The organism is Porticoccus sp. Uisw_050_02, from assembly GCF_047729555.1.
Classification (GTDB): Bacteria; Pseudomonadota; Gammaproteobacteria; order Pseudomonadales; family Porticoccaceae; genus Porticoccus.
On sequence record NZ_CP159825.1, the window covers coordinates 39,007 to 58,169 of the forward strand.

19 protein-coding genes are annotated in these 19,163 nt (G+C 42.2%); 12 read left to right on the forward strand and 7 right to left on the reverse strand.

All coding sequences use genetic code 11. From position 1 onward, the window contains the following. Positions 1 to 128 precede the first annotated feature (128 nt). The 3 genes from ABXT41_RS00195 to ABXT41_RS00205 all read left to right on the forward strand — a co-directional run bounded on the left by ABXT41_RS00195 (position 129) and on the right by ABXT41_RS00205 (position 2,029). A complete protein-coding gene (locus ABXT41_RS00195) occupies positions 129 to 1,499 on the forward strand; it encodes a methyl-accepting chemotaxis protein (RefSeq protein ID WP_415390829.1) in 1,371 nt (456 codons plus the stop codon). Positions 1,500 to 1,629: 130 nt separating this feature from the next. Continuing rightward, complete coding sequence (locus ABXT41_RS00200) at positions 1,630 to 1,917, forward strand: MaoC/PaaZ C-terminal domain-containing protein (protein WP_415391481.1); 288 nt, start codon at positions 1,630 to 1,632, stop codon at positions 1,915 to 1,917. After that, complete coding sequence (locus tag ABXT41_RS00205) at positions 1,904 to 2,029, forward strand: hypothetical protein (protein WP_415390830.1); 126 nt, start codon at positions 1,904 to 1,906, stop codon at positions 2,027 to 2,029. Before ABXT41_RS00200 ends, ABXT41_RS00205 begins: the two co-directional genes overlap by 14 nt. Here the strand turns inward: ABXT41_RS00205 and ABXT41_RS00210 are convergent. Further along, positions 2,026 to 3,042, reverse strand: coding sequence for a GlxA family transcriptional regulator (locus tag ABXT41_RS00210; RefSeq protein ID WP_415390831.1), 1,017 nt, complete (start codon positions 3,040 to 3,042; stop codon positions 2,026 to 2,028). The genes ABXT41_RS00205 and ABXT41_RS00210 overlap by 4 nt on opposite strands. A 91-nt stretch (positions 3,043 to 3,133) precedes the next feature. On the opposite strand from ABXT41_RS00210, the gene ABXT41_RS00215 reads away from it, so the two are divergent. Next, positions 3,134 to 5,035 carry a beta-ketoacyl synthase gene (locus ABXT41_RS00215; RefSeq protein WP_415390832.1) on the forward strand — a complete coding sequence of 634 codons (1,902 nt, stop codon included), beginning with the start codon at positions 3,134 to 3,136 and terminating at the stop codon, positions 5,033 to 5,035. Between the two features lie 45 nt (positions 5,036 to 5,080). Here the strand turns inward: ABXT41_RS00215 and ubiD are convergent, their stop codons facing one another. Continuing rightward, complete coding sequence (gene ubiD / locus ABXT41_RS00220) at positions 5,081 to 6,550, reverse strand: 4-hydroxy-3-polyprenylbenzoate decarboxylase (RefSeq protein ID WP_415391482.1); 1,470 nt, start codon at positions 6,548 to 6,550, stop codon at positions 5,081 to 5,083. Positions 6,551 to 6,722: 172 nt separating this feature from the next. Between ubiD and rpe the strand changes: the two genes are divergently transcribed. From rpe to ABXT41_RS00255, 7 genes are all read left to right on the forward strand, one after another. Beyond that, positions 6,723 to 7,406, forward strand: a complete 684-nt coding sequence (rpe, locus tag ABXT41_RS00225) for a ribulose-phosphate 3-epimerase (RefSeq protein ID WP_415390833.1) — start codon at positions 6,723 to 6,725, stop codon at positions 7,404 to 7,406. Beyond that, on the forward strand, positions 7,403 to 8,869 hold the full coding sequence (trpE, locus tag ABXT41_RS00230) for an anthranilate synthase component I (RefSeq protein ID WP_415390834.1): 1,467 nt from the start codon (positions 7,403 to 7,405) through the stop codon (positions 8,867 to 8,869). Before rpe ends, trpE begins: the two co-directional genes overlap by 4 nt. A gap of 12 nt (positions 8,870 to 8,881) precedes the next feature. Further along, a complete protein-coding gene (locus ABXT41_RS00235; protein WP_415390835.1) occupies positions 8,882 to 9,460 on the forward strand; it encodes an anthranilate synthase component II in 579 nt (192 codons plus the stop codon). 11 nt (positions 9,461 to 9,471) lie between these two features. Then, positions 9,472 to 10,506 (forward strand): anthranilate phosphoribosyltransferase, encoded by a 1,035-nt coding sequence (gene trpD, locus ABXT41_RS00240; RefSeq protein WP_415391483.1) that lies wholly within the window; start codon positions 9,472 to 9,474, stop codon positions 10,504 to 10,506. A 35-nt stretch (positions 10,507 to 10,541) separates the two neighbouring features. Next, complete coding sequence (gene trpC / locus ABXT41_RS00245; protein WP_415390836.1) at positions 10,542 to 11,357, forward strand: indole-3-glycerol phosphate synthase TrpC; 816 nt, start codon at positions 10,542 to 10,544, stop codon at positions 11,355 to 11,357. 65 nt (positions 11,358 to 11,422) lie between these two features. Continuing rightward, on the forward strand, positions 11,423 to 11,848 hold the full coding sequence (locus ABXT41_RS00250; protein ID WP_415390837.1) for an OsmC family protein: 426 nt from the start codon (positions 11,423 to 11,425) through the stop codon (positions 11,846 to 11,848). Between the two features lie 337 nt (positions 11,849 to 12,185). Next, positions 12,186 to 13,139, forward strand: coding sequence for a LysR family transcriptional regulator (locus tag ABXT41_RS00255; RefSeq protein WP_415390838.1), 954 nt, complete (start codon positions 12,186 to 12,188; stop codon positions 13,137 to 13,139). Positions 13,140 to 13,160: 21 nt separating this feature from the next. Here ABXT41_RS00255 and coq7 read toward each other — a convergent pair whose 3' ends face one another. After that, a complete protein-coding gene (gene coq7 / locus ABXT41_RS00260; protein WP_415390839.1) occupies positions 13,161 to 13,805 on the reverse strand; it encodes a 2-polyprenyl-3-methyl-6-methoxy-1,4-benzoquinone monooxygenase in 645 nt (214 codons plus the stop codon). Positions 13,806 to 13,878: 73 nt separating this feature from the next. Here coq7 and ABXT41_RS00265 point away from each other — a divergent pair, with 73 nt between their 5' ends. Next, the gene (locus tag ABXT41_RS00265; RefSeq protein ID WP_415390840.1) at positions 13,879 to 14,847 is read left to right on the forward strand and encodes an MBL fold metallo-hydrolase; all 969 of its coding nucleotides are present in this window, start codon (positions 13,879 to 13,881) and stop codon (positions 14,845 to 14,847) included. Between the two features lie 12 nt (positions 14,848 to 14,859). On the opposite strand, the gene purD is transcribed toward ABXT41_RS00265, so the two are convergent. The 4 genes from purD to dusB are packed head-to-tail and all read right to left on the reverse strand — an operon-like array spanning position 14,860 to position 19,099. Further along, positions 14,860 to 16,152, reverse strand: a complete 1,293-nt coding sequence (gene purD, locus ABXT41_RS00270; protein WP_415390841.1) for a phosphoribosylamine--glycine ligase — start codon at positions 16,150 to 16,152, stop codon at positions 14,860 to 14,862. A 33-nt stretch (positions 16,153 to 16,185) separates the two neighbouring features. Then, positions 16,186 to 17,760 carry a bifunctional phosphoribosylaminoimidazolecarboxamide formyltransferase/IMP cyclohydrolase gene (gene purH / locus ABXT41_RS00275; RefSeq protein ID WP_415390842.1) on the reverse strand — a complete coding sequence of 525 codons (1,575 nt, stop codon included), beginning with the start codon at positions 17,758 to 17,760 and terminating at the stop codon, positions 16,186 to 16,188. Between the two features lie 44 nt (positions 17,761 to 17,804). Next, positions 17,805 to 18,113: a DNA-binding transcriptional regulator Fis gene (fis, locus tag ABXT41_RS00280; RefSeq protein WP_415390843.1), complete on the reverse strand. Its 309-nt coding sequence runs from the start codon at positions 18,111 to 18,113 to the stop codon at positions 17,805 to 17,807. Continuing rightward, positions 18,110 to 19,099, reverse strand: coding sequence for a tRNA dihydrouridine synthase DusB (gene dusB, locus ABXT41_RS00285; protein ID WP_415390844.1), 990 nt, complete (start codon positions 19,097 to 19,099; stop codon positions 18,110 to 18,112). The genes fis and dusB overlap by 4 nt, the downstream gene beginning before the upstream one ends. Between the last annotated feature and the right edge of the window lie 64 nt (positions 19,100 to 19,163).

Genomic DNA, 19,163 nt, shown 5'->3' on the forward strand with positions numbered 1-19,163 from the left:
TCATCTACTAGACATGTAGTCGTAATCGGTCAATCAGATTGCCGGACGGGTTAATTTTCAGAATTACAGCCTCAAGTAGAATAATAAGATAAAATAAGCTAGCTTTGGTTGCTTGGAGACGCATCAACATGAATAGAAAACTATATCAGTCACATAAGAATCCAGCTCTTTTCTTGATTACACTGGCCTTAATAGCTGCACTAGGGTTTATTGGCTACATAGTGTGGTTAGTTGCTTCATTGCCCTTAATCCAGGAAGAGCTAAGACAGCTATACTTCGTTATTCTGTTATTAGATGAATATCAAAAATTTTCTTATCCTGTGTTCTGTGCTGGAGCACTATGCGTTGTTTTATTGATGCTTGTTAGCGTAGAGATATATCGAAGATCACGCGAAAGATTTGCTATAGAGAACAATAATCAGCAGGCTATTTTTTTGCTATTAGATCAAATATCCTCGCTCAATGACGTTGATTTGCACGGCGATACTGAGGAAATTCAAGATTTTAACGGCACTATTTCGGAAGCAATAAAGTTTTCTATTGAGCAACTGCAGACCCTCGCTGATCAAATACAGGGGTCATCAGAAAATTTGTCAGCAACAGTAAATGAGACCCGAGTAATTTCATCCCAGTTAGCCGAAGTGTCCGAACACCAATCAGATGAAATAGCTGCTGCAACTAAAGTTATTAAAGAATTAGAGGGGGCCATCGATGGACTGTCTGTTCAACTGAAGGGAACTGTTGCTGAGACAGAGAAAATATCTTCCCTTGCCAAAAAAGGGACTACAATTATCAAAAATACTGCTTTTGATATTGACAGCACACAAGATCAAATCAACGAAACCTCCAAACATGTTAATCGGTTGAGTGAAAATTTTAAGGAAATTGGAAGCTTGGTTTTAGCTCTCAATGATATGGCGGATCAAGCACATATTTTTGGTCTTAATGCAGCTATTCAAGCTTCCACGGCTGGAGATGCAGGAAAAGGATTTGGCGTAATTGCTGAAGAGATTCAAAGACTAGCAGAACGTTCTGGGGTTGCCACCAAACAAATAACTGCATTGATCCGTATTGTTCATGTGGGCACCAATGAAACTATTAGCTCTATGGATAAGGCTGTGCTCACGGCAACCAAGGGCAAAAAGGTGTCAGACGATGCAAATCATGTCGTGACAGATATTGAGGGGGTTGTGTTGGGTTTGGCCAAACAGATCAACGATGCAGCTATAGCCTTAACAGCCCAGAGGACGCTGACTATTAAGTGTTCAAAAACGATGGATGTGATACAGGATATATCATCCCAGCTGCTCTTCGGTACAAATAATACGGCTGAAATTATGAATGAGCTTGCTGATGTATCTTTGGGTCTGAGTAATGCTGTGTCTGGATTTAGGCGGCCTGCTGTTTGTGAAGATCTGACCGATGACCAATCGCAATCAATTTCAACCCCAGATTTTAGTTTTAGCGCCAGAGAAAATCAGATTGATTTAGGCAAATAATAACTGTGCCAATCATTGATTCTAGGTCCAAGATAGGAGGTATGCAACCACCATTTAAATTCATAAGAGTATTGATATGGCAGAGCAGATAAGCGGACAATCAGAATGGATTAAAATTTCTCAAGAATAGATCAATCAATTTGCAAATGTGACAGGAGACCATCAATACATACATGTTAGCCCAGAGCGCGCAGCAAAAAAATTTGGTGGTCCGACAGTACACGGATTTCTATCGCTTTCGCTGATACCTCATCTGATGATGGAGGCACTAGTTGATCAGATTGGGCCGTCTACGGTGCTAAATTATGGGGTGAATCGATTGCGATTTATTTTGCTTATTCGTCCATGTAACTTTATTCGCCTTAATTGGAATATTGCATGTACTGGGCAGAAAAAATGGCCTGTTGCTGACTGTTGACGCAGTCATCGAGGCTAAAGGTGAGGAAAAACCAGCACTAGCAGCCGAATGGCTTGTATATCATCGACTAAATATTCCCTCTTTAGGGTTGACCTCCATCGAACATGTTTAATGTGCACTAAATAATTTAGCTCGTACAGTTTCCCTATATTTTGTTGGCGAAGCACCAAAGTGCTGACTAAAAATTTTACTGAATGAAGCAGTGTCCTGATACCCACTATGGAGGGCTACTTCGAAAATAGGAAGATTGGATTTTTGTAGTAACTCTCCTGCGTTGTTCAACCGGATAGACTGTAAATATTCTAGAGGTGTTTTTCCTAAGGCGCTCTTGAATCGTCGGTTGAAGTTTCTAGTGCTAAATTCAAATTTTTTTGCCACCTCACTTATCAAGATAGTCCTATTGTAATTATCTTCCAGCCAAATCTGCGCTTGAACCACTTGTTCGTCTGGATGCCGCTGTACATCATCAGAAAAATAACTAGTAGGCTTAAAAGAGCTGCGAATTTCATGGAAAAAGTTCCTTTCCACTTGCTTTGCAGCATTTCGGCCATAGAGCCTAGCTGAAAGATGAACCATTAGTTCAGCCATAGAATTAACGCTTGCAGCACAATAAAGGTTCCCTGCCTGAGTAATAAAGTACTGTCGTTTTAATAGAACGTTTGGATAATCTTTTTGGAATTGATCGAAATAGTGCCAATGTGTTGTTGCCGGCTGTTTGTCGAGGAGACCAGATTTGGCAAGAAAACAGACACCAGTTCCTACTGCTATCACTATGGCCCCTTGAGCAACTTGTTGTTGCAGCCAAGGTATGTAATCTTTGTATTTTATTAGAGCTGGTCTTGGATTTCGCCATAACGCAGGTAAGTTAATAATGTCAAAATTTTGTGAGTCATCAATAGTTGCGGATGGCCGAATATCAAAACCAGACGGCGATGTAATGGAACATTCATCAATAGACAGAGTAAGTGCTTCAATTCTTCTAGTGTTTGGGTATTTAGGCCGAACGGTGGCCTCTGCTGTTCGTAGCATTTCCACTGGAAGTGTAGCGCTAGTGCCAAGGATATTATCATAGAGCAGCGTTGCTATCCGTAGAGGGGGTTCTTTTGATGTTACTTCTATGGCCATAATGACAAAATATATGGCTATAAATGACAAAAGTCAATGAACTGTAGCCTGATAAACTTACTTATATCTATATAAACAAGAGTGTCAGCCGATGCAAGCTTTGCCAATTATAGTAGGTTTTGGTGGTTATAATGCTGCTGGAAGAAGTTCGTCTCATCAGGCTTTTCGCCGCATAGTTATTGAGTCTCTTTCGGAGTATCAGCAAGAGCAAACCATAGTTGGCTTGGCTTGCCTGATGAAGCTGGTCTCATGGGACGGGGAGCTTTATGTCGATGCAGAAAACAAACAGTGTACCCCGAAGCAGGTGGTAGAGGCCTTTGGTAATTTAGTGCTTAAAGGCACCTTAATCCGTCGTCTGGAGGATTCTTTATTTGATCCCAAAAAAATATACGGCCACAAACGAATAAAAATAGAGCCTCAAAATGGAGAAGCTGTAGTTTTCAGGCTAGCCAAAAAAGATATACCTGCATCGATTCCTGAGCACTGGAATATTACATATTTGGATGAAGCTTTTTGCGAGGTCAGCATTAAAGGCGCTGCAGATTTTTTAGTACCGACATATTCTGAACAGGCAGCCAAAGCTGCAGGACAGCTCCCCTCAGGCTTTGATCCTGCTGCGCAATATAGCTCGCGTTTTCATCCCAGAGGACTTCAGTTGGCGCTACTGGGGGCCAGTGATGCGCTAGCTTCTATCGGGATTCCATGGGACAAAATAGCAGCCAGCATTCGCCCTGATGAAGTTGGTGTTTATTGCACTAGCATTATGGGACAAGTCACTAAAGAGGGGCTGGGCGGGTTACTACAGGCAAGACTTTTGGGAGAGCGGGCGACCTCAAAGCATTATGCCATGGGCCTGAATACAATGCCTGCAGATTTTGTGAACGCTTACGTAATAGGCAGTGTGGGCCACACGGCTGCAATAACAGGAGCTTGCGCATCTTTTCTTTATGTTTTGCAGGCAGCAATTCAAGATATCAGAAGCGGGCGAAGAAGGGTGGCGATAGTTGGCAGCGCTGAGGCCGGGTTGACTCCAGAAATCATGGAGGGTTTTACCAGTATGGGCGCTCTAGGCACTGATATTAATCTTTGTAAGTTGGATTCATCGAAAACACCAAATTGGCGAAAAGCTAGCAGACCATTTGGAGAAAATTGTGGATTTACAATTGGTGAGGCTACCCAATACATAGTTCTTATGGATGACGCCCTTGCTATAGATCTTGCGGCAGACGTACATGGTGCTGTTTCTGATGTGTTTATCAATGCAGACGGCATCAAGAGATCTATATCAGCGCCTGGTGCTGGCAATTATGTTTCTTTTTCTAAAGCGGTAGCATCAGCAATTGCAATTGTAGGTGAATCAACCGTTCGCAAACACAGTTTCATTCATGCACACGGCTCTAGTACCCCTGCAAATAGAGTTACAGAATCTAGAATATTTGATCGTGTAGCAGAAGCTTTTTCTATCAAGGATTGGCCTATTACGGCTGCAAAAGCTTTCGTAGGGCACTCTTTGGCAGCAGCTAGTGGCGATCAACTCGCCTTTGCACTGGGGACATTTAAGTACGACATACTTCCTGGCATTAAAACAGTCGATAAGATTGCTGACGATGTTGCTCAAAAACGCTTGTTTTTCCCTTTACAGGACATGGATCTTGTTAATCGAAAAATGGATGTAGCATTTGTAAATTCAAAAGGATTTGGTGGTAATAATGCTACAGCAGTAGTCCTTTCTCCGCGCAAAGTGGAGAATATGCTGTCTGCTAGGTATGGATCAGTGATGGCAGATTACCAAAGCCGTCGAGAAGAAACTCGTCAAGCAGCAAAAAATTATGCCGAAAAAGCAGATAAAGGCAATATTCCAGTTGTCTATCGCTTCGGGGAAGCTCTAGTTCAAGAACAAGATATTGATATTTCTTGTGATGGCATACATATGCCTGGGCATAAACAGGACGTAATATTTGATAAATTAAATCCATGGGCGGACATGGATTGAAAGGCATGCAAAGCTAAATCAGTCTATTTTGCGCAGAGAATAAGTTTATTTTTCGATGCCTAAGGATTCCCACAGCCTGTCAATTTTTTCTTTTATTTTGGTATCCATTTCGATTGGTTTCCCCCACTCTCTATCTGTTTCACTCGGCCATTTATTAGTGGCGTCAAACCCTACCTTTGAGCCCAATCCAGAGACAGGAGAAGCAAAGTCTAAATAATCAATGGGGGTGTTATCAATTATCACCATATCTCGCTTAGGGTCCATTCGAGTTGTAATGGCCCATATTACATCACTCCACTCGCGAGGATTCACATCGTCATCTACAACAACTACAAATTTCGTGTACATGAATTGTCGTAAAAAAGACCAAACTCCCATCATCACTCGCTTGGCGTGGCCAGGATACTTTTTCTTCATCGAAACAACAGCCATGCGATAGGAGCAACCTTCAGGTGGAAGATAAAAATCAATAATTTCTGGAAATTGTTTTTGTAGAATAGGAACGAATATTTCGTTCAGTGCTACCCCCAGAATGGCTGGCTCGTCAGGAGGTCTGCCAGTATAAGTACTATGATAGATCGGGTTTTTGCGATGAGTGATTCTTTCCACCGTAAAAACTGGAAATTGATCCACTTCATTATAGTAGCCAGTATGGTCTCCAAAAGGGCCTTCAGTCGCCATTTCGTCTGGATAAAGAAAGCCTTCTAGGATAAATTCAGCGCTTGCTGGCACTTGAAGGTCGCTGCCCAAACAGCCCACCACCTTTGTTTTTTCACCCCTTAGTAGTCCTGCAAAAGCATATTCTGAGAGAGTATCTGGCACAGGTGTGACTGCACCTAGTATAGTTGCGGGGTCAGCACCTAAAGCTACAGCAATTGGGAATGGTTCTCCAGGATGGGCTAGTTGCCAGTCTTGAAAATCAAGCGCCCCTCCTCGATGAGACAACCATCGCATGATTAGTTTATTTTTCCCTATTACCTGCTGGCGATAAATACCTAGATTTTGTCTTTCTTTCTCTGGACCTCGGGTGATAACTAGCGGCCAAGTAATCAGTGGCCCCGCATCACCTGGCCAGCAGGTCTGAATTGGTAGTTTGTTTAAATCAACATCTGCACCTTCAATGATAAAATCTTGGCAGGCAGCTTTTTTTACAACCTGTGCTGGCATGTTTAGAATTTGTTTAAACTTATCACGATTTCCCCAGAGGTCTTTTATTCCTTTCGGCGGTTCTGGCTCTTTTAGAAAAGCGAGCAACTCTCCTACTTCTCGCAGGGCAAGAAGAGTTTCTTTTCCCATGCCCATCGCAACTCTTTCTGGCGTACCAAAAAGATTGCCTAACACAGGAATATCGAATCCTTTGGGATTTTCAAATAATAGAGCTGGGCCGCCAGCGCGAAGGGTACGGTCACAAATTTCCGTCATCTCTAGAACAGGATCAACTTCGACTTTAATGCGCTTTAATTCGCCGCGCTTTTCTAGGAATTTAATAAACTCCCTAAGATCTGAGTGTTTTATTGTCATGTTAGATAATAGTTAGAAATAGGTATACTCCAAGTGTTACGATAAAAACTTGTAATTGCAACTTCTTACAAGTTGTTAAGTAAGCTAAAATTGTATCTGAAATTCTAGATCGTAGCGCTAAATAATCGATTTATAAGTATATTCTGAGCTCCAAAAAGAGAAATACATGAATAATTTTCTTATAGCACCATCAATCCTGTCCGCAGACTTTGCTCGATTGGGAGAGGAGGTAGAGGCTGTTATTGATGCAGGTGCTAACCTAGTCCATTTCGATGTAATGGATAATCATTATGTGCCTAATTTGACTATTGGCCCCATGGTTTGCAAGGCGTTGCGTGACCATGGGATAGTAGCCTCTATTGATGTGCACCTCATGGTTGACCCCGTAGACCAGCTTATTAACAGTTTTTCTGCTGCCGGCGCTAACTGGATAACCTTTCATCCGGAGGCTTCTCAGGATGTTGATCGCTCCCTGCAACTGATAAGAGATGCAGGATGTAAAGGTGGTTTAGCGTTAAATCCCGAAACGGGGCTTGATGAGATAAAACACTTTTTAAAAAAAGTGGATATAATTCTACTAATGTCTGTAAACCCTGGCTTTGGGGGACAAAAATTTATTCCAGCGACATTAGGTAAGTTGCGTGAAGCTCGTACCCTTATTGATAACAGTGGGCTAGACATTCGCCTGGAGATCGATGGGGGTGTTACCACTAAAAATATTAGAGCAATTGCTGAAGCAGGGGCAGATACTTTTGTTGCCGGTTCAGCCATCTATGGTTCTGATGATTATCGTCAAGCCATTAATTGTATGCGTGCAGAATTATCCAAATTGGAGTTTGAGCAGTCATGACCCCTGAGCATTTTGCCGAGCTAGCTAAGCAAAATTACAGTCGAATCCCAGTGATACGAGAAGTTCTGGCCGATCTAGAAACACCATTGTCTTGTTATTTAAAGCTAGCAAGAGGGCCATACTCGTATTTATTTGAATCTGTTCATGGTGGCGAAAAATGGGGGCGTTATTCCCTCATAGGCCTGCCATCAAGTACCATTATAAAGGTCTTCGGCGATCAATTGGTGATAGAAAAAAATAATCAAATTATAGAATCTAAGACTACGATAGATCCTCTAAGTGATATTGAAGCTTTTCAGTCCAGATACCAGATACCTGAGTTACCTGAGTTGCCTCGCTTCACAGGAGGACTTGTAGGTTATTTTAGCTACGATACCGTACGTTATGTTGAGGAAAGATTAAAGCAATCGGCACCCAAAGATGATTTAGGCAATCCAGATATCTTATTGATGGTGTCTGATGAAGTGGTAATTTTTGATAATCTGCTGGGAAAACTAATTTTTGTTGTTCACCAGGATGCTTGTGATATAAACGCCTGGGGTAAGGCCCAGCAACGACTAGATGAGCTTGAAGCTAAACTCAAAAATTCTGTTCCGGATCTGCCATCATTGAACTTAGATAGTAAAGAACAAAGTGAATCTGCTTTTGTGTCTAGTTTTGGCGAAGAGAATTTTCTGGAAGCAGTCAGCAAGATAAAAGACTACGTGTTAGCCGGCGATGCAATGCAGGTTGTTCCATCGCAGCGGTTATCTCTAGACTTTAATGCCGAACCCTTGAATCTTTATAGGGCATTACGCTGCCTTAATCCATCCCCTTATATGTACTTTCTGGATCTAGACTCCTTTCATATAGCAGGGTCATCGCCAGAAATTTTAGCTCGTCTAGAGGATGGAGCGGTAACAGTGAGACCTATCGCCGGAACTCGTCGTCGCGGACACACCTCCGAGGAAGACCTATCCCTAGAAAAAGAGCTGCTAAGTGACCCCAAAGAAATTGCAGAGCATTTGATGCTCATTGATTTGGGTCGCAACGATGTGGGAAGAGTTGCCCAAATAGGAACAGTAGAAGTCACTGATCAGATGCTAGTAGAGCGTTATTCGCATGTTATGCACATTACATCTAATGTGACTGGTCAGGTGAAGCCAGGCACTACGGCTATGGACGTGCTGCGAGCAACGTTACCGGCTGGTACTTTGAGCGGAGCTCCAAAAATTCGTGCTATGGAAATAATTGACGAGCTTGAGCCAGTGAAGCGCGGGGTGTATGGGGGAGCTGTAGGCTATATTGGCTGGAATGGCAATATGGATACTGCTATTGCCATCAGAACCGCAGTAATTAAAGACGGTAAGCTTTATGTGCAAGCTGGCGCCGGAGTAGTAGCAGATTCGGTTCCAGAACTGGAATGGAAAGAAACTATAAATAAAGCACGCGCTATTTTTCGTGCTGTTGATTTAGTCGTCTAAGGCACCCTGGCTATGATTTTAATGATTGACAATTATGATTCGTTTACCTATAACGTAGTGCAGTACTTGGGAGAACTCAAGGCTGAGGTGCGCGTCATCCGTAATGATGAGCTGACATTAGACCAAATCCAATCAATAGCCCCAGAAAAAATTGTTATCTCCCCTGGACCATGTACCCCTAACGAAGCAGGCATTTCTGTTGCGGCGATTGAACATTTTTCTGGAAAAATCCCTATCCTAGGCATTTGTCTGGGCCATCAAAGTATTGGCCAAGCTTTTGGTGGAAAAATTATACGAGCCAGAAATGTAATGCATGGGAAAACGTCCTTTATTTATCATAACAACAAGGGAGTATTTAAAGGCTTGCCCAATCCTTTTGAGGCAACTCGCTATCATTCCTTAATTGTCGAAAGGGAAAGTTTGCCGCGTTGTCTTGAAGAGACTGCCTGGACTAAAAAATCGACAGGAGAGATTGATGAAATTATGGGTTTTCGTCACCGCGATTTTGCAGTAGAAGGCGTACAATTCCATCCAGAATCGATTCTTACTGAAAATGGGCACGACTTGCTCGAAAATTTTTTGAAAAACTAAAAAAGGCTATGATGGACATTCAGCAGGCAATTAACAAAATTTTGAATGGCCATAATCTTTCGATCAGTGACATGCGTGAAGCAATGATGCAGATTATGACGGGAAAAGCTACCGATGCTCAGATAGGTGGATTTTTGATCGGACTGCGCATGAAGGGTGAAACGGTCGAAGAGATTACTGGTGCGGCCCAAATAATGCGTGAACTATCAGTGCCATTACACTTAACAAATGAGCATTTGGTGGATATCGTTGGAACAGGTGGCGATAGCGCAGGGATCTTTAATGTGTCTACAGCAAGTATTTTTGTTGCGGCAGCAGCAGGTGCGAACATTGCCAAACATGGCAATAGAGGGGTTAGTAGCAGCAGTGGTAGCGCAGATTTGCTAGAGTATGCGGGGGTAAATTTAGATTTATCAGCAGAACAGATAGGCCTTTGCGTAGAAGAGGTTGGGGTTGGTTTTATGTTTGCCATTAATCATCATGGCGCAATGAAGCATGCTGTTGGTGCACGCAAAGAGCTTGGCGTACGTACTATTTTTAATCTGCTGGGTCCGCTCACCAATCCAGCCAAAGTTCCCAATATGCTGCTGGGCGTTTATGATCGCAAATGGTTAATCCCGCTTGCAGAAGTAATGAGGGCACTAGGCTGCGAACATGTACTTGTTGTTCATTCTCAGGATGGATTGGACGAGATTAGTATTTCGTCTGATACCTGGATTGTAGAACTCAAAGACGGCGAAATTAGCGAATACACTTTAATGCCAGAAGATTTTGGAATGAGCAAAGGTAATCTTGACGACCTGAAGATTTCTGATGCAAAAGAAAGCTTGGATTTGATAAAGTTAGCGCTGTCTAAGCAGCGCGTCTTTTCTTCTAAGGTTGAGTCTGCATCTGATATAATTGCGTTAAATGCTGGAGCAGCACTTTATGTTTCCGGCGTCGCGAATAATTTAGCAGAAGGTGTTATTTTAGCGCAAGACGCTATTGGTAGTGGCTTAGCTAAGGAAAAAATTTCTGAGCTTGCTGCGTTTACTCGTTGTTTTTAGGCAAGAAAAATATTACAAATCGTAGTCAAAATATCATGGATGCAGCATTGGATACTCCAACAGTTTTAAAAAAAATTCTAACTAAAAAGATAGCAGAGGTCGCTAGTCGACGGCGAAATGTGTCGCTGGCCGAGTTAGAGCAGCAATGTTGCGGAGAGCTAAAAAACAGAGAAGTAAGAAGTTTTTCAGGCGCCCTTTCTGCAAAAATAAATACAGGAGTATCTGCAGTTATTGCCGAAATTAAAAAGGCATCACCTAGCAAAGGGGTGATCAGAGAAAATTTTGACCCTGAAAAAATTGCTATAAGTTATCAGAAAGGCGGCGCAGCTTGCTTGTCTGTTTTGACGGAAAGTGCTTTTTTCCAAGGCTCAGATGATTATTTAAAAATAGCCAGAAACGCCACCTGTTTGCCAGTTTTAAGAAAGGATTTCATAGTTGATCCTTATCAAGTCTATGAGTCTTATGCGCTAGGCGCAGATTGTATTTTATTGATTGTTGCAGCTTTGAGCCAGATAGACATAGAGGAGCTGCATGGAGTTGCCCGACAGCTTGGCCTGGATGTGTTGATGGAGGTTCACAATGAAGAAGAGCTTGATAGAGCCCTGTTGATTGATAATCCAATGATTGGAATCAATAATCGTAATCTGCATACTTTTGAAACAAGTCTTGATACAACTATTCAGCTCTTGAATAAGATTCCAAAAAATAGAATTATTATTACTGAAAGCGGCATACTCAATTCAGACGATGTTGCCACCATGAAAGATCATGATGTAAATGCTTTTTTGGTGGGTGAAACATTTATGCGTGCAGATGATCCAGGATTAAAATTATCTGAAATGTTTATGTAGACTAGGATTTTTAGCTTAGCTATAAGTACATGAATTTTTTAAATTTCTTGAGGCCTTTTATTTTTATGAAAGCAAAGATTACATGGGGTGGAGAGGTTAAATTTATAGCCGAGTCTGAGTCTGGACACAGGATTATCATGGATGGTCCTCCAGATTATGGCGGTGGAAATGCAGGACCTCGACCTATGGAGATGATGCTGATGGGGATGGGAGGTTGCTCAGCTTTTGATGTGGTTCATATTTTGCAGAAAAGCCATCAAAGCGTAGCGACTTGCGTGGCAGAAATTACTGCAGTCAGAGCCAAAGAGGTTCCTGCAGTATTTACTAAAATACATCTACATTTTCTGGTGTCAGGCGACAATCTAAAAGAAAGCATAGTGCGTAACGCAGTTAAGCTGTCCGCTGAAAAATATTGCTCCGCTTCTATTATGCTCACCAAGGGTGGCGTCGAGGTTACTCACACATTCGAGATTAATAGCCCTAAAGTCTGATTGTCAAAAATTAGCAATTAAAAAAAGGCAGCTTATGCCGCCTATAAAAGAATACTGAGGGAGAAGAACAAACAAGATTTTCAATTTGGTGGAATCGGTCCTGGAAAGCGATTCAATAATCTACTCATCAACAAAATAAATATACAGCACTTGACACACATTCTTAAAATGTATATATATTATGTTATCTATAATTTTTAGGAATAACAATTAATGGGTTACTCTATAGATATAGAGTGCGCCTACCATGCTTATATAATGCTGTTGCCAGCATTCATCTGCTGCTATCTAAGATGGCAGTTTACCTCTTTAGTGCTATCTAGTTTGGAGTATGATCTTGGATGCAAAACTGTTATCTCGCGTAGACCTTAATTTATTAGTAGCACTACAGCGACTCTTAGAGGAAGAGAGTGTGACTAAGGCTGCCGAAAGGCTGTTTATCACACAACCGGCTATGAGCAAAACATTACAACGTTTGCGAGAAACATTTAATGATCCCTTGTTTGTCAGATGTGGGCGAGGATTGTCTCCTACCCCAAGAGCGATCGAGCTAAAAAAACAATTGCCAGCAGTTTTAGCAGCTATAGCAACCATGATGCTAAAAGAAGAGTTTGATCCCCTAACCTTTGAGGGAGAGATATTTATTATGGCTGCTGAATTTATTGCCGTTCAAGTGATGCCAGCCTTAACTCAAAAGCTAGTTAAGGAGGCACCGTTAATGACCATCCGGCTGGTGGGTGAAGACTCTAACACCAAGGTATCAGGCCTAGAAAAAGGTGATTTGGATTTTGCTATTGAAATTGCACGCCCATACACTGAAGACTACCACGAGACCTCGCTAGGGAGTTTTACGCCGGCTGTATGGATGAACACTGGGCACCCTTTGGCAGAGAAAAGGCAGCTTAAACTGAATGAAATGCTAAATTACCCCTTTGTTCAGTATGCCCTGCTTCGGTCACCATCTGGCGATACGGCCCAACAAACACGCTTTGACTCACAATTAAAAGAGAAAGGTCTGAAGCGAAAAAAAGCAATGGTAACCGATCAGCTGATGACCGCCTTAAATGTTTTGCGGGTAACAGATTGCTTGATGATGGGGACTATGCATGATTTAAAAAGCGATGGCGCTACTTATGGAATTGTCCGTAAGGCCTATCCAAAAGAATTAGACTTTGATAGCTCTGTACCAATAGTGTTAGTACAGCATTCTAGGAGCGTTAAGTCTGCAGCACATGACTGGATTAAACAGAAAATTATAGAAGTGGTTTGCCCACTATTAACCGCTAAATAACGTAAAGATAAATCTAGACTCTTAGATAAAATAACTAATTTTTGTCATCGCTTTAGACGCAGTAGTCATAAGTGATTTGGCTGGTGAGGGGAATGCTACCCCTCCAGCCTTTAAGGCTGACTCTGCGTGACGGGCTTCATCTTCGAGCATTCTCTCAACAATTATCCGACTCTTGATGTCATTAGAGGGTAACTTTTGTAGGTGAATACTTAGGTGTTCGCAAACCTGATGTTCTGTGGCTGCAACAAATCCTAGGCTAAGTTTGTCGCTAACAAGACCGGTGATGGCGCCAAGACCAAAAGACATAACATACCATAGGGGGTTTAGCGTGCTGGGCTGCTCCCCAAGTTGAACCACGCGTTCTCGACACCAAGCCAGATGGTCCACCTCCTCACTGGCTGCATGCTCCATTTCATGCCGAACAGTAGTGAGTTTTGCTGTTAGGGCTTGCCCTTGATATAGGGCTTGAGCACAAACTTCTCCAGTATGGTTGACTCGCATTAATGCTGCAGATTGGCGTTTTTCTTCGCTAGTTAGTGCTTCTTCAGAAGTATTTTTTGCTGGAGAGGGTCGATTATGGACAGGGTTCTCGGATGTTATTGTTTTTAGAGCCAAGTCCACTTGAGCTAAAAAACCATCAATGGATGAAAGTCGTCTTGAGTTCATCAGTGCTTCCAAATTACTATGTAAAGATAAAGGATTATAGCAAAATTATAAACTATATAGTTGGGCGTTAAAAATGAAAGTTAACAAACATGTAAATCTGGGCAATGGAATTTATAGCGTTGATGCTCGATATATCTGTCCAGGTAATGCGTGCTGCTATTTGATGATCGAAGGCGATCAAGTCGCCATAATAGAAACGGGAACAGCCTATACAGCAGAGGGAATTCATGAGGCCCTGATATCACTGGGATTCGGAATTGAATCAGTTCGATATATTGTTCCAACTCATGTGCATTTAGATCATGCGGGAGGAGCTGGTGTGTTAATGCAAAGGTACCCTAATGCACAGCTAGCTATTCACCCTAGAGGTGCGCGACATATGATCAATCCAGACAAGCTGATTGAGGGGTCAAAAGCGGTATACGGGGAAGAAAAATTTACCCAATTTTATGGAAAAATTATCCCAGTCTCTGCGGATCGAGTTTTGATCATCGAAGATGGAGAAAAGCTTTATTTGGAAAATAGAGTTCTAGAGTTTCGCCATACTCCTGGGCATGCAGAGCATCATTTCTGTATCTGGGATCAAGCTAGCCAAGGATGGTTTTCCGGAGATACATTTGGGATTTCATATGCAGCAATGGCGAGCGATCTAGATCGATTCATTATACCTACCACGTCGCCAGTGCAGTTTGATCCAGATAAATTATTAGCTTCTATAGATCTGTTGATGAGCTATGGCCCTAAAAGGTTTTTTTTAACTCACTACAGTGTTGTTGAGGAGCCAAGAAAAAAAGCTGATTTGCTGCGCGAGCAGATTGAATGCTATCGAGAGATTGCCTATTCGCTTTGCCATGAGCCGGATAGAGAGCAGAAAATTTTACTTGCAGTGAAGAAGATGACGTTAACTAGAATCTCCTCTGCCCAACCGAGCTTAGACTTAAAGGCAGTAGAAAAGTTATTAGAACTAGATTTTATCCTAAATGCTCAAGGTATAAACATATGGGCATCTAAACAAGAGCAGAAAAAGAAGTCAGACGTGTGAACAAAATAGACACTATAAAGTTAATTTCTCTCTGCCTACTGCCCGATATCCAATATCATCACGAAAGAAAACATTATTCCAAGAAATCTGATTAGTGAGCTGATAGGCTTTTTTTTGTGCCTCGCTGACGTTATCTCCTAAACCAACTACACAAAGCACTCTGCCGCCATTGGTTACTGTCTTGCCGTCAATACACTTTGTTCCCGCATGAAACACTTTTTCCGCGCCTGATGATTTTTCTGGCAATCCATATATTATATCGCCTGTATCATATTCATAAGGATAGCCTCCTGCGGCAAGCACAACGCCCAGCGCTGACCTGGGATCCCATTCAAGGCTATGCTGATCTAGTTTTTTGTTTAGCGCCGCAACACATAGGAAAACTAGGTCTGATTTAAGGCGCATCATGATGGGTTGTGTTTCTGGGTCGCCAAAGCGACAGTTGTACTCTATTACTTTGGGCGTGCCATCTGACATGATCATTAGGCCGGCATAAAGAAAACCTGTGTAAGGATTACCCTCTGCCGCCATACCCAAAACGGTTGGCCTGATTACCTCCTTCATAATACGATTATGGATTTTAGTTGTTATAACAGGTGCTGGAGAATAGGCGCCCATGCCTCCAGTATTTGGACCCTTGTCATTATTATCTCGAGCCTTGTGGTCTTGTGAGGTTGCCATTGGCAGTATATTTTTTCCGTCAACAATAACAATAAAACTTGCTTCTTCTCCTGCTAAGAACTCTTCTATGACAATTCGGTGGCCCGCTTCACCAAAAACATTGCCAGCCAGCATGTCATTGACAGCTCGCTGTGCTTCATCAAGTGTCATTGCAACCACTACACCCTTTCCTGCAGCTAATCCGTCAGCCTTCACTACGATAGGCATATTTTTTGTATGAAGATAAGCAATAGCCGGCTCTATTTCAGTGAATTTCTGATATTCGGCAGTAGGAATACCGTGCCTGACAAGAAAATCCTTAGCAAAAGCTTTTGAGCCTTCTAGCTGCGCAGCCCTCTTGTTTGGACCAAAAACGGGTAGATTTCGGTCTGAAAAAAAATCTACAATACCATCTACTAAAGGTTGCTCTGGGCCTACGATAGTTAAATTCACCTCATTGCTTTCGGCAAAAAAAGCTAACTCTTCGAAGTTGCTTGGATCTATAGCTAAATTGGCTACTTTTGGTTCTAGCTGAGTACCGGCATTCCCTGGCGCCACAAAAACTTTTTTAACGGCATGATTTTGTGCGACTTTCCATGCCAAGGCATGCTCTCGTCCCCCAGAGCCAATTATTAAAATATTCATGGATTTTTCTCTTTGCAAAGGAAGGATCTATTCTTAGTGGCGGAAATGTCTGATCCCGGTAAAGACCATTGCCATGCCGTACTCATTTGCAGCAGCGATAACCTCTTCATCTCTAATTGAGCCACCTGGTTGAATCACACAGCTAATACCTTCGCTGCCAGCATTATCGAGACCATCTCTAAAAGGAAAAAATGCATCAGACGCCATAACCGAGTCTTTGATTTTAAGACCTGCATGCTCTGCTTTTATACCAGCAATTCGCGCCGAATTTATACGGCTCATTTGGCCAGCACCAACGCCAATAGTCCGATTATTTTTTGTATAAACTATAGCATTAGACTTGACCATTTTTGCGACTTTCCAGGCAAAAATCATTTCATCAAGTTCTTTTTCAGTAGGCTTTCGCTGGGTAACCACCCTCAAATCTTCTCGAGTGATCATCTCGTTGTCTCTGTCTTGAATGAGCAGGCCTCCATTGACGCGTTTAAAGTCAAAACCTTGAGGTCTTTCTTGTTTCCATTCTCCACATTCTAAAAGGCGAACATTCTGTTTGCTGCTGATGACGCGTTTAGCTTTTTCAGAAATACTTGGCGCTATGATGACTTCTACAAACTGACGATCGCATATAGTCATAGTAGTTTTTTCATCGAGCTCTCGATTAAAGGCAATAATTCCACCAAAAGCTGACTCTGGATCGGTGCTAAAAGCTAGATCATAGGCTGCACTGATATTTTTCGCGACTGCAACACCGCAAGGATTGGCGTGTTTTACGATGACACAGGCAGGCTGATCGAACTGTTTGACACACTCTAGTGCAGTATCTGTATCAGCGATATTGTTATAAGAAAGCTCTTTGCCTTGTAGTTGTTTTGCAGTTGCAATATTGGCTTCAGTTACATTCTTCTCTACATAAAATGCTGCATTTTGATGTGGATTTTCTCCGTAGCGCATTTCTTGGGCTTTCATGTATTGCATATTGAAGGTGTTAGGGAAGCCAAGTTTTTCGTTATTAGTGTTACGAGCACCAAAATGGTTAGCAATCATGCCATCATAGGCGGCTGTATGTTCAAATGCTTTTACCATTAGGTCATAACGAGTCTTGTAGCATGTGTAGCCATTTTTGCTGTTCATCTCATTTAGCACTAAATCATAGTCTTGGGCGTTAACAATTATTGCCACATCTTTATGATTTTTTGCTGCAGACCTGACCATAGCTGGACCGCCGATATCTATATTTTCAATTGCGGCAGGCAAGCTACAGTCTGGATCGGCAACAGTAGCAGCAAAGGGATAGAGGTTGACCACTACCATATCAATCCCTAGGATTCCATGTGCGCTCATGACAGTTTCATCAGTACCGCGACGACCCAGTATGCCGCCATGAATTTTTGGATGAAGTGTTTTTACCCGACCATCCATCATTTCTGGAAATTCGGTGTAGTCTGAAACCTCTCGAACGTTAATGCCATTCTCTTTAAGCAAGCGATAGGTTCCGCCAGTAGATAGAATTTCAATTTCCAGCATGCTTAGTGATTCGGCAAATTTAACTATTCCAGTTTTATCAGATACGCTTATAAGAACACGTGAAACTTTACGTAGGTCGCTCATAATACTCTCATTAATAATTTTTTCTTATTGCAAAATAGTTAGTTCTAGACAGGTTTTAACTGCAAGAGATTATATTGTTTAAGCTTCTTTCTTAGCGTTCCGCGGTTGAGCCCAAGCATCTCAGAAGCCTTACTTTGGTTCTGTAGGGTATATTGTAGCGTTACCTCAAGCAAAGTAGACTCGACTTCGCTAACAACTAAATGATATAGATCACGAGCAGCCTGATCACCCAGATCATGAAAGTACTCTTCTAATGCATGCTCTACACACTCGCGCATAGATCCATGCCTATGCGCCCTTATGTGCTTAGAATTTTTTTCTAATTGTACTTTCAGTGCTTTACTAGTGCTCATGCTGCTTCGTTCCATGTAATTTTTATTGCTTTAAAAAACTCATGCAAGCTTTGTATTTGTTGCCCAGGCTCCTCTAATCGACAAAAATGATGCCGAAATTGCTGACAATCGGATAAGGCATTAACATACCAACCCACATGTTTTCGGGCAATCCTAACCCCCAAGTATTCCCCATAGTGGTTATGAATGGCTTTTATATGTGAACTGATTATACCTACTACTTCACTATTTGTGGGTTCTTTTGGAATTTTTCCCTGTTCAAGGTAGTGATTAATTTTTCTAAATATCCAAGGATTTCCTTGAGCAGCACGACCTATCATAACTGCAGCTGCGCCAGTATAGTCTAGTACTTTTTTGGCATCTTGTGGCGTGCATATATCGCCATTTGCGAAAACAGGTATTGATAAGGCCTCTACTACAGAGGCGATAGTATCAAATTCTGCATGGCCTAGAAAACGGCATGCACGTGTACGACCATGGATGGCTAATGCCTGTATTCCTGAATCTTCTGCAATTAATGCAATTTTCAAAGCATTTCGGTTTTCTTCATTCCAGCCAGTGCGAATTTTTAGGGTAACAGGTACATCTACAGCGGCAACTACAGCCTTTAGTATTAACTCAACTAGGCCCTCATCTTGAAGTAAAGCTGACCCAGCCGCACGTCTGCATACTTTTTTTGCCGGGCAACCCATATTTATATCGATAATTTCTGCACCCAGCTTAACATTTTGGCGTGCCGCATCTGCCATTATTTCTGGAATGCTTCCAGCAAGCTGAATAGATCTTGGGGAGGCTTCATGTTTATGTACCAAGCGCTGCTGGCTCTTTTTGCTGTTCCATAGACTGGTATCGGAGGTGATCATTTCTGCAGTAGCAAGCCCCGCCCCTAGCCGCCTACAAAGATTGCGAAACGGTAAGTCAGTGACTCCAGCCATGGGGGCCAACATAGTTTTACCTTCCAGGGCATGAGTGCCAATTTTTATCAAATGTTGCAGCCTCTTTCAGTTTTAATACTTCTTTAGGGGGGAGGGATATGATACCAGTTGGTTA